We start from the raw sequence: 12,743 nt of genomic DNA on the forward strand, positions 1-12,743 counted from the left end.
TTCGCCGGTGAAATCAGCCTCGGCGCGTATTTCGAGCCATTCCCGATTTCGGGAGCTCATTATTTGCGGAATGTTATTGGCGGTTTTCTCGCGCCGGGGAATCGACCCGATGCCGCCGGTTGAGGTGGGGTTTTACCGGGGCTTGCACTTGGGAGCCGGCCGAAGGCGGCTGGGTCGGCGACGCGAATTCGGACTTAGGGTATTCCGCTTCGCCTCGCTTCGTGGGCCTGCCGGGAGGCCTTGGGGGGAGCAATTGCAAGGTGATATAAGGTGACACACGGTGTTTGGAAATTGTGCCAACACTTGTGGCGGGCATGTGTTGGGGCGCTTCGCGAATTGGGCGGTTTTTGGTGAAAACGGGCAAGGTGAAACGCGACGGGTGTATGCCCGAATGGGCGCGGAAAATTTCGGGGAAGTTCGTTTGTAAGTCTTTGAAAAGTGTGCCGGGAAGGTGACACAAGAGGGGCCGAGCGGTCCAGGTTCCGAGGGGCCGAAGGGGCCGAAGGGGCCGCAGGGCTGCAGGCTGCAGGCTGTAGGCTGTAGGCAAATGGGTGCAGGCAAGGGGCGGCGGGGTCTAGGGGCCGTGGTTTTTTTTCTTGAGTCTTCATCGCGCGCATCTCCGCCGGGCGTGGATGGTTTGGGCTCCATTCGTTAATACGTGCTCAGCGCTCGCGCGGGCTGGGGTGGCCCCGCACAAGGCCGGGCTTTAGCCGGCTGGTGTTTGCCGCCGGTTTCAACCGGTGGTGGGCGGTGCACACCTAAAGTTTCTTTCCGTCTGACTCCTGCCGGGTTACCAGGGATTTAAGGGCGACAACAAGTTCCGGAGAGTAACATCGCGGGCGAATAGCGCCGCAAAGGCGTCGATGGTTGACCGATGAGACGCGTTAACCGACCAAACGCAACTTATTCGCCCGATTGACAAACTCGCGATTGGGCCATTGCGCCCTATCAGGCGGCAGGTAAATCTTGCCTAGGGATCTTTCGAAATCGACCAAGCCACCGTCCAAGCCGAGTTCCGTGTGAAATCTTCGGCGGGGCCCACTGATGCACATCTCGAAGGAGTCGTTAAGGTAGATCAGTCCCGTGTCGAAAGCCCGGTGATATGTGGACGACAGCGCAATCCCATTGGTGACATGATCCGAACTTTTCTCTGCGGCGACAGGCAAGATATGAGCTGCTTCAACGAGTTTGAGCTGCATCCGCGTGACTGCGCACCGATGGCCATATGCGGTCAATACTTGGTCGCGGAAATTCGCCGAGCGAGAGAGTCGACTCACAGTTTCGACGATGCGTCTTCGCACCACACATTGTTTCAGTGGGTTGCCAGGGGGATCGGCTCTTGGGCGATTGCGGTCCGCCGTAACTTGAACTACCAATCACTACCCGCCAAGCGTGGTGCGTAGTAAAAGGTCTACTTTGTTAAGGTTGCGTCGCGATGTCGTGTTATTCGACGAGTTCGCATGTCTGCGAGTGCGTGCAGGCTACCCGAGTAACACTGAAACCAACCAGCGACGCGAAACTGCGATAGTGCTGCCGCTAAGTAGAAACGCAAAATGATTTACCCAATTGCCTGTCCTTTGTCGACTTACTTCTTAGCGGCGGAGCCGCTGGGAGGTTGGCATGGGACGCGGTATCAGACTGACTCCGGGAGAGTGGGAAGCCTTGGATGGTCTTCGATTCGGCGCGTCCTCGGCGGATGTGTTTCGCAACTGTTTGATCATCTTGATGTCGGATTCGGCCTCGACCATCGCGTCCATCGCCCGGACGCTGGGTTGCAGCCCCGAGACGGTCAAGCGGATTCGCAAGCTCTACCGCATCGGCGGGATCGATGCCCTGCAACCGATCAAGCCGCCTGGCCGCAAGACGCGGGCCACGCCGCGCTATCTGGAGGCCTTGAAGAAGGCCGTGCAGACCAACCCCCTCGACTTGGGATACGGCTTCTCGGTCTGGTCGTCGGGTCGGCTGGCGGCACACATGGTCAAGACCACGGGCGTGCCCTACAGCGACGATCAGCTCCGTCGGATTCTCAAGCAACAGGGCTTCTCCTTTCGTCGTCCCAAGCACCCCTGAAGGGCAAGCGCAACGAGGTGGCCTACGAAAAGGCCCGCCGGCAGTTGAATCGTCTCTAAAAACGCCGTAAGGACGATGCCACGGAGGCCGTGATCTATCAAGACGAGGTCGAAATTCATCGCCATCCAACCCTCACTCGGATGTGGGCCCCGATCGGCCAGCAGCCCGAGGTGCCCGCGCCCGGCAAGAATGAAAAGAAAGTTGTCTACGGTGGGGTGGACTATGCCACCGGCCGGATCGTTCACACCATCGCCGACACCAAGAGCGGCACGAACTTCCTGATATTTCTGACGGCGCTGGTCAGGGTCTATGCCGGCCGAAAGATTCGGCTGATCTGCGACAACGGAAGATTTCACCATACCCAGGCCGTCTACGAATGGCTGGCGGCCCACGCCGACCAGATCACCATCTACTGGCTGCCGCCGTACTGCCCGAGCCTCAATCTCATCGAACGGTTGTGGGGACATCTGAAACGGACGGTCATCGCCAATATCCTGTTTGCAACCGTCGATGATCTCGTAGATGCGTTCCGCCTCGGCATCGCCCGTGTCAATGGCCACCGCGACAAAATGGGATTCATGTACGATCATGACGAAGTTTACAAAAAGGCAGCGTAAAGGATTCTGCGTTTCTACTTAGATCGTCCTCAAACTGCTCGCATGTATCACAACGCTCGACGACGATCCAAGGCTTCTTTGGCGCGTCGATCCGACAGGACGGCCGCGCCGGGGCCCGAACACCGCGTCCATCACATCCTTCACAGCTTAACCTGGCCATGACTACTCCCCGTCTGACGGCAGGCGTCCTCTAGTCAGAGTCCAGTTATCGCCGGTCAGTTCAATTCGTCCGCGTTTTTTCAGCTGTTGCTGGGCGGTTCGCACCGCGTGCTTCCATTTTTTGCCGAATCGCTTGCCATCGATCACACGGTCGACAGAGTTGTCGCACAGATCGGGGTGCATGGCCTCAACGCGTGGATGGAGTTCCGTTGTTGGCATGGGGCCATGCTTAGCGAGTAGGTATTGGATTGTCGCGGCGAACACGGTGTGTATGGGGCCCCCAGCAAGCCGTAGCCGGGTGAGATCGTCCGCTGTAGTAGTCAAGGCGCGACGTAGCCGGGTATCCTCGCGCCGTATGGTGCTCTCGCTCTTCTTGTAGAGTTGTCGAAGTTGCGTAGCTTTCTCACAAAATCCGATCAGGGCTTCGATGGGCACGAGCGCGCCAAGCTCAGCGTATTCGGTAATGTCGCGGTTGATTGCGGCTGCCGTCGGCTCATCGAGCACCTTGAGTCCGTACTCATAGTTGAAATCCAGCCCGCCCTTCGTCAGATTCCCAGATGTGACAATCGCCCGCTCAGCATCCGTGACATAGACCTTGGCATGAACGCGAGGAAGATGGAATACGCGAGTTCGGGGCAGCGCGGTGGCAAGTGAACGAACCGCGTCCGGGTCAGTCGAGGCTTGCGCAACGTTCATTGGCGACAGGTCTGTGAGAAGGGCAACTTGAATCGTCGGCTTTATCGTGTTCGAGAGATGGGTGAGGATAAAATCCGTCCCACGTGTCGTAACATAGGGTGACGAGATGACGAGACTTTTCCGAGCTTCGGTCAGGAGTGAGCGAAGATCATCCTTCCAATCGTGGTGAAGCCTCGCGGCAACAGTCATGTATTGCGGGTCCGGTTACTAAGAAGCGGCTTGGTTGCTTGTCATGAACCACTTGACCTACTGGTCCACATCTCGGTTGCTGTAGCCCTTCTTTTGGACGAGTCCGAAAGAAGGGCTAGTCATCACCAGATCCACAGAATTAGGCCTCAGTGCTGCCGACAGCAGGGAGAGGCTGTCACCAAGGTATGCGGCACCCCGATTAGTCACCAAATATGGTGCGGGCTTTCGTTTTGTGGTTCCACCACTGATACGGCACCTCCGGGCGGCTTTGCCCGATTGAGTGTCTGATTGTACTTGACTAGCCGCTCGCGGGCAAAAGGATCATCACCAGCGGCGGGATTTCAAAGACGAATTCCTCGAAGTCGTCCGGCGACACCGAATCGAGTTCGACGAGATTGAAGGCTTCCCGTGATCGTCGTCCGCCCTGCCGGGCAAGGGAGCCGCAGATTGAGGAGTTAGATTATCCTCCTAACTACCGGGACTGGTAAGTTGACAGATTGTCGTATTTGGCGCGGACGTGGAGCAAGCATTACTCCAAGAAGGCGGCCTATGCGAATCAAGTATCCACATTACAAAACACATCCAACCCGCAGCCCGAATGTCAGGGCCTTTCCACTCAAAAGCCGCCAGAAACTCGAGCCGCCCCAACACATGACCGCCATTGGAGTTGCGAGCGATTCGCCGACGCATGTGTCACCTTATGTCACCTTCGTTTTTGAGCGGTTTGTTCTGCATTTTCAAAACTCAAACTGCATCTGCTGCGACGGCGGCGCAGTTGGGGTCAGCACCGGGAGGCTGGTTGTGATTCCGGCCGGGAATTGTCCCTCCTTCACGCAGTCGCGGAGGACTTCGGAGAGGCCGAAGCGGGCGGCGGAGACGGCGAAGAGGGATTGGATGCTTCGCCAGTAGGTGCCTTCGCCTTTCATGCGGTGGCCGAAGCGGTTCTCGTTGAACTTGTTGCCGCGCATCTCCTTGAGACGGGCCTCCACACGATCGGCACGCAGGGGCAGGGAGGATTTCAATCGAGAGCGAAACACCTCCTCAACGCTGCCGGGCAGGCGCAGGGGGATGTAGCTGGCCGATCGGGCGCCGGCTTCGGCGGCGCGGCGGAGGACCTCGGGGATCTCCTGATCGTTGAGGCCGGGGATGATGGGCGAGACCATGACACCAACGGGAACGCCGGCGTCGGCGAGCTTGCGCATGGCCTCGAAGCGCTTGGTCGGCGGTGGGGTGTGCGGCTCGATGGCGCGGGCGAGTTTGTCGTCGGCGTAGGGGATGCTCTGGTAGACGACGGCCCCGGCGACGCGCTGGAGCGTGGCGAGCAGGTGGGCGTCGCGCATGACGAGGTAGCTCTTGGTGATGATGGAGATGGGGGTGCGATAGTCGAGGCAGACTTCGAGACAGGCGCGGGTGATCTTGTAGACGGCCTCCAGCGGCTGATAGCAATCGGTCACACCGGAGAAGCTGAGCGACTGGCCGCGCATCTTCGGACGGGAGAGTTCTTTGGCGAGGAGCTGGGCGGCGTTGGTCTTGACGACGAGCTTGGTTTCAAAATCGGTGCCGGCGCCCATGTCGAGGTATTCGTGGTAGGTCCGGGCGTAGCAATAGGCGCAGGCGTGCTGGCACCCGCGATAAGGGTTGACGGAGTAGGTGAAGGGGATGTCGGGGCTGTCGTTCTCGGTGATAACGGACTTGGCGGTCTCTTCGAAGACCTCGATCTTGACGGCGGGCGGGGGCTCGAGCCATTGGCGGTGTTCGGAGGCGTAGGGATTGGGCGGATTGTCGATGAGCTTGATGGCCATGATGGGGGCGATCATATTCGGTTTTAGTTAGGTATTCAAGGGCTTGGGGGGGCGGGCCGATTCGAAAAAAAACGAGGATATCGGGGGTGCATCAGGGTTCTGTCGGAGCGTGGGTTACGGTTGAGCGAGGGGCTTTTTGGCCCGGGGGAGGCGTGAAGGGGCGGGCCGAGATGACGCAAGGAGATATATGGCCCAACGCCGGACGCCCCTTACCCTCGCGGGAGAGCGTCTCGAAAGGAGTCGAGCCATGACCACCCACCATTCAACTATCCGAACGAGACGAAACAGGTTCCTGAGTGTAACGGGCGCGATGGCGGTTTTCGCGCTTGCCGTGACAGGTTGCGGGACGCAGGCCGACAACATGACGCCGGGACCGGGCGCGCCCGTGGTGCAGCCGGGGCTTTCGGCGAGCGCGAACAGCATCACGGCGGTGGCGGCGGGGACGCGGAACGACCCAGAGGGAATTGCCGCGCCGGCGAGCGTGAACAACGTGACGTGGAAGGATTCGCTGGGGGCGAATCGCTCAATGATCATCGGGCCGTATCTGTATCAATACGACTTCTCATTCAACGACGGTGTGCAGACGGTGACGCGGAGCGCGAACGACGACGCGTACGGCCACGAGGGATTCGGCTACGTCGTTTCGCACAACAACGTCAACGGCAACTCGCCGATCGGCAAGGCGAATGCGCCGACGAGCGTGACGACGACGGTTTTTTCCGGCGGGCATCATGCGATTCATCGGGTGGAGATGCTTTACGATCGGGATAAGGAAGGCGGCGGTAATGGGATCAAGATCCCGGTGGTGATCGACTGGTTCGTGGCGACGGGGCGGGATCATCCTGTCTGGGCAGTGACGTGGAAGACGGGCCAGGCGACGAATCCGGGCAATACCAGTTTTGATGTGTACCGGATGGATGTGCGCGGGCCGTATGGATCGCTGAATTGGGATGGCGCGGCGTCGCGCAATGCGGGCGATGCGATCGGCGGGGTATCGTGGGGCGATGCGGGATTCAAGTTTCGCACGACTGACGCGATGCTGACGCTGAATTCGCCGTGGATTTATTCTGAGGCGAATACGGTGAACTTTACGCGATCGTGGACGGCGAACACGAACGCGGAGATGGGCATTGTTGAGACGATGCCGCTGGATAAGCAGATGGGCTACGGCGATCGCGTGGTGGGACGCGAGCGCGGGACGAATTCGGCGGCGGCGTTTCCCAACAAGGGCGACTGCAACGGATTCGGCGATGCGCGGGTGTATGCGATGCCGTGCGTCACGGGCTGGCCGTATCAGTTGATGAATTACGATTGGGACCCGACGACGGGGAAGCCGGCGGGTGAGGCGACGGGGACGAAACTGATCGCATGGGGCTCGCCTTATGGATGGCTGGGCGCGTCGAGCTTCAGTTTGTTTGACTACAGCGGGACGGCGGATGGCCGGGGCGATCGGTCGTATGCGACGCTGATCGTGCTGGGCCCGAAGAACCGGTTTGACGCGGGCGCGGGGATGTACACGGCTGACGGCGACGTGGCGATCGCGATCAAACAGGTCGAGGCGATGGCCGCGGCGACGATTACGAATGTCACGGCAGGTGCGCTGGTGATGACGGCGCCGCGCGGGCCGGGTGCGGCGCAAACGAAGACGCTGGTGAACGGATACGACCCGAGTTACACGACGTATAACCTTACGGCGGCGGCGAACCAGGCGGCGTTTACGATGACGCCGGCGGCGGGGAAGCCGGTGAAGGCGCCGATCTTTGTAATTCGCGAGTACGCGGCCGGAACGCTGCCGAGCATCATGGTGGATGGCGCGGCGGTGACGGTGAACACGGGGGCGGCTGACGCCGGGGCGTTTGTCTCGCTGAACACGGCGACGCAGGAGTTGTGGGTGACGCTTAACCGCACGGTGTCGGCGGCGACGACGGTTTCTGTGGCGCCTTAGGTGCGGGCGCCAAAGGGGGTTTGGTGCGGGATTCGATTGGTGTCTATCCGGCGTGCTCCCGGGCGAAGATGCGGTAAAATGCCTTCGCCTGCGGGGCACATTGGAGGAACCATCGAATGGTGAGCAAGGCGAAGACGGTCAAGGAGTATCTTGATGGATTGCCGCTGGATCGGCGCAGGGCGATCGAGGCGGTGCGCAAGGTGATCAAGAAGAATCTCGGAAAGGGATACGCCGAGGGGATCACGTACGGCATGATCGGCTACTTTGTGCCGCACAGCGTTTATCCGCCCGGGTATTACTGCGATCCGAAGATGCCGCTTCCATTTGCGGGATTGGCGTCGCAGAAGAACCACATGGCGATCTATCTGATGTGCGTTTATCTCAATGCCGGGCAGCAGGAACGATTCCGCAAGGAGTGGGCTAAGACGGGCAAGAAGTTGGACATGGGCAAGTCGTGCATTCGGTTCAAGAAGATTGAAGACGTTGCGCTGGACGTGATCGGCGAGGCGGTCGCCCGGGTGCCGGTTGACGAACTCATTTCGTACTACGAGGCGAACATCAAAACGGGCGGCAAGCGGAAGAAGAAGTGAGGGCGACCGCGCCGGCCGAACCGCCGCTAGGCGTCGCTGACGATGCTCTCAAGTAGGTTGACGAGTTCGGGCAGGTTGGCCGTGGCGACCTGCCAGAGAACGTCGTCGTTAATATCCATATAGTCGTGGACGATTCGATGGCGCATGCCGCTGATGCGGCGCCACGGAATCTGCGGGTGAGCTGTTTTTGATTTTGCAGACACGCGGGTTGATGCCTCGCCGATCACTTGAACGAGGTGTGCGAGCACGATTCGGAGGTCTTCGTCGGCGTCGAAATCGGCACGCGTCTTTCCGCTAACCTTTGAGACCGCTTTTCGGGCGGTATCGAGCATGTGACCGAGATACACGCTGTCATCGTGCGGCATCGTCGGCCTCGTACTGAATGACTGCTTCGCCAAGAATTCGATCGCGAAGGCGATGATTGACGAATTTGGGGTTAATCAGATCGATGCGACGGTTGTCAAACACGGATGACAGATCATCCGCCACGTCGACAATTTCCCAGCCCGGCGTGCGGCCTTCGGCGAACTCGACGAGCACATCGACATCGCTGTCCGGCCGGAAATCGCCGTGGGCGGCGGAGCCGAACAATGACAGACGGCGGATGCCATAGCGGCGACAGACTTCGGCCAGCTTGTCTCGGGAATACTGGACATTCGCTCGAACCATCTGGGCCTCCTTCTTGCATTATAACGCCCGGGCGGCGGCGATGATGGCGTCGACGGATGGGAGGACTGTGTCGGCGGCGGGGCCGAGGGGGATGTAGGTGTCTTCGCCGACGACGCGGCGCATTTTGATCGGCCTGTCGCAGCCTTCGATGATGGCGGTGAAGATTGCCTCGCTGATGCCGCCGCTGCGACGTCCTTCATCCACGACAAGAACTCGGCCCACTTCTCGGGCGTGCTCGGCGATGGCTTCCACGTTCAGCGGGGCGAGCCAGCGGAGATCGACGACGCGGACGCGCAAGCCTTCCTGATCGCGGAGGCGCTTGGCGGCGCGGAGCGACATGTGGGCGCCGTTTCCGAAGGTGATGATCACCAGGTCTCGGGCCTCGGGGAAATAGACGCGAGGTTCGCCGAGGGGGATGGCTTCATCGGGCGGCGGATAGGGGAAGAGCCACTGGCCGTCGCCTTCGGCGTGGAGGTCCTTGGTCATGTAGAGGGCGATGGGCTCCAGAAAGGCGACGACGCGGCCGTCGACTTTGGCGAGTGCGGCGCAGGTGCGGAGCATGGCCGCGGCGTCATCTCCGCGCGAAGGGCATGCGAGGATGAGCGAAGGGATGTCGCGCAGGGCGGTGATGCTGTTGTCGTTGTGGAAGTGACCGCCGAAGCCTTTCTGGTAGCCGAGCGAGGCGATGCGAATCACCATTGGGTTTCGATATTGATCGTTGGAGAAGAACTGGAGCGAACAGGCCTCGCCGCGAATCTGATCGCAGGCGTTGTGGAAGTAGGCGAGGTACTGAATCTCGGGGAAGGGGAGCATGCCCATGTTGGACATGCCCTGTGCGACGCCGAGGATGGTCTGCTCGTCGAGCAGGGTGTTGAAGACGCGGGCAGCCTTGAACTTTTTCCATAGTCCGGCGGTGCAGTAGTAGACGCCGCCTTTCTGGGCGACGTCCTCGCCGAAAACCATCATCTCGCCGTGCTTTGCCATGAGGTCGTGCAGGGCCGAGTTGATCTGCACGGCGAGGTGGCGGGGTTCCAGCTTTTCCGGCAGGCGCGATTCATCGCCGAAGGCCTCGACGCGCTTTTCGTGCGGCGGTGTGCGCCGGGCTTCGGCGTTGACCTTGTCGGGGTGGTACGGGGCGAGGGGCTTCATGACTTCGGCGGCGGTGGCGAGGCGGGGACGGGTGACGGCCTTCTCGGCGGCGGCGGCGGTGCGCGAGCGGATGGCCTCGTACTTTTCGAGAATCTGGGCGGCGGTCATGAGGCCGGCGCGCATGACGAGACGGGCGGAGGCGAGCAGGGGATCGCGGGCTTCGGTGGCGGCGATTTCCTCGAGGGTGTGATAGGCGGGCTCGAAGTCGGTACCGGCGTGGCCGAGCATGCGGATGGTCTTCAGGTGCAGAAAGACGGGGGCGCGATGGGTGCGGCAGTATTTCACCGCGTCGGTGACGGAGCGATGGCACTCGATGAGGTCGAGTCCGTCGGCCTGGAAGTAGTGCAGGCCGGGACGCTCGCGGAACTTGGCCTCGACCCAGTTGGGCGGGGTGCGGACGGAGATGCCGATGCCGTTGTCCTCGCAGACGAAGAGCACCGGGGCGGGCAGCGACTGGTAGGCGGCCCATGCGGCGGCGTTGATGGCGCCCTGCGCGGTTGAGTGGTTGATGCTGGCGTCGCCGAAGCTGCACACCACGATGCTGTCTTCGGGCACGGGCAGCTTATGGCCCACCTGCTTGGCGCGGCGGATGGCGATGGCGGTGCCGACGGCCTTGGGGAGGTGGCTGGCGATGGTGCTGGTCTGCGGGAGGATCCACAGCGGCACGGAGCCCCAGACTTTGTGGCGACCGCCGGCGATGGGGTCGTCGGCGCTGGCGGCCTGGGAGAGCACGGTGTCGTAGATGAAGTCGACGGAGGGGACGTATCGGGCCCGTTCGGCTTTGAAGGCGCAGCTTCGGTAGTGGAGGAATGCGGGGTCGGTGTGGCGGGTGAGTCGGCCGACGACGGCGTTGCCCTCGTGGCCGGCGGAGCCGATGGTGTAGAAGGCGGCGTTTCGTGCGCGGAGCCAGCGGGCGATGAGGTCGAGGTGGCGCGTGACCATCTGCGACTCGAAGAGTTCGAGGAGGTCCTGGCCGGTGCAGGTGCCGCCGTTGCGCAGGGGCTGGTCCAGCGGGGGCGCGGGCGGGGCGGGTTCGCTCCAATCCTTAAGGACGGCAAGGAAGTTTTTGTCGACGACTTCGGCGCGGTTGAAGGTTGCGGGTGCTGCCATGCGGTCAAGATATACGCCGGGGGTAAAAACGCCAAAGATGCGGGGTTCGTCGGCGGCCGGATTACGTATATGCGTATGGGAGACGATTGACTCACCGCTTTCCCGGTGCGAGGAGGATGGGCAGGGCGATGGAAACTGGGTCAGGCGGAACCGGTTCCGTGTTCATTGACGCCGATTTGGAGTGCGTCGGGTGCGGGTACAATCTTCGCACTTTGGCGCGAGATGCAAAGTGTCCGGAGTGCGCGGTACCGGTGGCTGATTCGGTGGACGCATTTCCGCCGGCGTTCCTATTTCGGCGATGGTCATCGATTCGCTGGATACGGCTGGGGCTGCTCCTTTGGGTGCTGTCGATTCTGGCCTGGGCCGGGGGCCTCATCTATTGCACGATGCGGGTGGCGTGGGCGACGGAGCTATGGATAGCCGCACGATGGTCTTACAACGCGGTCATTCAGGGACACGTCAGTTGGGTGATCGAAGTTGCCGGGCTCATCTGTCTTTGTCGGGGCGTCATCATAGAGTCGCGTCGGGCTTGGCGACTTACGGCGATCGTCGCAACCGGGGTTTACTTACCGGCTTGTCTGTTTAACGCGGTGAGTTTCTTCGTCGGCCTCACTCGTGCATATGCAATTAACGGGTATATCGTTGACGTTGTGGTCGCTCTCCTGTTGTTTGGGCGACTTGCGGCCCTCGCGTCAATTTGTCTCCTGCTTCTCGTTGCCACTACTCACCGAGCGCGCGTGACCCGAATTGCGCTTTGCTTCCTGATCATGAATTTGTGTGCGCCCATTGTCGGTGCTGTTTACGAATTGACCTGGGCATTGATCACGATTGATCCGGACTTTTACATCTACCGATGGGTTTGGTTCGACTTTGAGCAACCAGGGTTCGCCCTGAATTCCGCCGCGACCGCCATTGCGATTCTCATCGTCGATCGCGGACTAACGTGCAATGCGGAGAAATCGAAGAAATGCCCACGGAGCGAACTCAAGCTGTTACTGCAACCCTGACAGCTCAATTTGCATCCCGCACTCTGGGCATTTTCCGGAGACGTTGCCGGTGAGGTTGTAGTAGCAATTTGGGCAACGAGGAATCTGGTCATCGACGAACTTCCATCCCATCCACCAAAAGAGAGCACGAGCAGGCAAATAGGCGCCGATCAGGACAAATAGCAGCATACCGAGAAACAGCAGAGTTTCTCCGACTCGGTCGGTGGGAATCGCGTTCCCGCCGATGGCATCAAGCATCATCGCTAAGAATGCGATCAGTCCGATCAGAAAGGCGACGAACGTGATGGTGAATGCGGTAATCCGGGTAAAGGATGAAAATTGCTCCCTCGGTACACACTGCGCCCTGCTGAAGAATCCGGGCGGGAACTTCCACCTTAAGAGTTCATAGATTTCCGGCAGTAGAAAGAAGACCAAAAGCGTGCCAACAAGCACGATGGCCGGGCCGGCTTTCTGCCCGAGCAGGACCATCGTTAATGTTTGCCAGCCGTAAGTGAGGGCAATGTAAAGGCGAAGGAACCGAAACCAGGGCTTCAGTCGCAATACCGATTCGGCTGGACTGAGGATGGCAAAAAGGAGCGGACCAATCAGAAACGTGGCGATCAGGAAAAGCGCGTCGGTCGGACCCGTGAAACCAATCCGCGTACCCAGGAGGCCGGCGGATCCATCAATGGTAAACCAAGGCTGAACGTGAATGCACGAAGCGTAGCAGGCAGGCACGGCGATCAACATCGCCAGTAAAG

General features: G+C 60.3%; 12 protein-coding genes. 5 read left to right on the forward strand and 7 right to left on the reverse strand.

The genetic code is table 11. The features are described from left to right. Window positions 1-884: 884 nt before the first annotated feature. On the reverse strand, window positions 885-1,199 hold the full coding sequence (locus HS101_09740) for an HNH endonuclease (protein MBE7506553.1): 315 nt from the start codon (window positions 1,197-1,199) through the stop codon (window positions 885-887). 421 nt (window positions 1,200-1,620) lie between these two features. Here HS101_09740 and HS101_09745 point away from each other — a divergent pair, with 421 nt between their 5' ends. Both HS101_09745 and HS101_09750 read left to right on the forward strand, forming a co-directional pair. Then, window positions 1,621-2,070, forward strand: a complete 450-nt coding sequence (locus HS101_09745) for a helix-turn-helix domain-containing protein (protein ID MBE7506554.1) — start codon at window positions 1,621-1,623, stop codon at window positions 2,068-2,070. A gap of 89 nt (window positions 2,071-2,159) precedes the next feature. Then, the gene (locus HS101_09750; GenBank protein ID MBE7506555.1) at window positions 2,160-2,687 is read left to right on the forward strand and encodes an IS630 family transposase; all 528 of its coding nucleotides are present in this window, start codon (window positions 2,160-2,162) and stop codon (window positions 2,685-2,687) included. 162 nt (window positions 2,688-2,849) lie between these two features. Here HS101_09750 and HS101_09755 read toward each other — a convergent pair whose 3' ends face one another. Next, window positions 2,850-3,731: a hypothetical protein gene (locus HS101_09755; GenBank protein MBE7506556.1), complete on the reverse strand. Its 882-nt coding sequence runs from the start codon at window positions 3,729-3,731 to the stop codon at window positions 2,850-2,852. 737 nt (window positions 3,732-4,468) lie between these two features. Beyond that, on the reverse strand, window positions 4,469-5,533 hold the full coding sequence (locus tag HS101_09760; GenBank protein ID MBE7506557.1) for a PA0069 family radical SAM protein: 1,065 nt from the start codon (window positions 5,531-5,533) through the stop codon (window positions 4,469-4,471). 247 nt (window positions 5,534-5,780) lie between these two features. Here HS101_09760 and HS101_09765 point away from each other — a divergent pair, with 247 nt between their 5' ends. Together HS101_09765 and HS101_09770 are read left to right on the forward strand one after the other, a co-directional pair. After that, complete coding sequence (locus tag HS101_09765; protein ID MBE7506558.1) at window positions 5,781-7,478, forward strand: hypothetical protein; 1,698 nt, start codon at window positions 5,781-5,783, stop codon at window positions 7,476-7,478. Between the two features lie 116 nt (window positions 7,479-7,594). Then, the gene (locus HS101_09770) at window positions 7,595-8,068 is read left to right on the forward strand and encodes a DUF1801 domain-containing protein (protein MBE7506559.1); all 474 of its coding nucleotides are present in this window, start codon (window positions 7,595-7,597) and stop codon (window positions 8,066-8,068) included. Between the two features lie 26 nt (window positions 8,069-8,094). Here the strand turns inward: HS101_09770 and HS101_09775 are convergent, their stop codons facing one another. The 3 genes from HS101_09775 to HS101_09785 are packed head-to-tail and all read right to left on the reverse strand — an operon-like array spanning window position 8,095 to window position 10,996. Further along, window positions 8,095-8,433, reverse strand: coding sequence for a DUF86 domain-containing protein (locus tag HS101_09775; protein MBE7506560.1), 339 nt, complete (start codon window positions 8,431-8,433; stop codon window positions 8,095-8,097). Then, entirely contained in the window at window positions 8,420-8,737 is a 318-nt protein-coding gene (locus HS101_09780) for a nucleotidyltransferase family protein (GenBank protein ID MBE7506561.1), read from the reverse strand. Before HS101_09780 ends, HS101_09775 begins: the two co-directional genes overlap by 14 nt. 18 nt (window positions 8,738-8,755) lie before the next feature. Further along, window positions 8,756-10,996 carry an MFS transporter gene (locus tag HS101_09785; protein MBE7506562.1) on the reverse strand — a complete coding sequence of 747 codons (2,241 nt, stop codon included), beginning with the start codon at window positions 10,994-10,996 and terminating at the stop codon, window positions 8,756-8,758. Window positions 10,997-11,124: 128 nt separating this feature from the next. Here HS101_09785 and HS101_09790 point away from each other — a divergent pair, with 128 nt between their 5' ends. Beyond that, window positions 11,125-12,003 carry a hypothetical protein gene (locus HS101_09790; protein MBE7506563.1) on the forward strand — a complete coding sequence of 293 codons (879 nt, stop codon included), beginning with the start codon at window positions 11,125-11,127 and terminating at the stop codon, window positions 12,001-12,003. On the opposite strand, the gene HS101_09795 is transcribed toward HS101_09790, so the two are convergent. Next, a complete protein-coding gene (locus HS101_09795) occupies window positions 11,989-12,732 on the reverse strand; it encodes a hypothetical protein (GenBank protein ID MBE7506564.1) in 744 nt (247 codons plus the stop codon). The genes HS101_09790 and HS101_09795 overlap by 15 nt on opposite strands. Between the last annotated feature and the right edge of the window lie 11 nt (window positions 12,733-12,743).

Source organism: Planctomycetia bacterium (genome assembly GCA_015075745.1).
Taxonomy (GTDB): Bacteria; Planctomycetota; Phycisphaerae; order UBA1845; family UTPLA1; genus UTPLA1.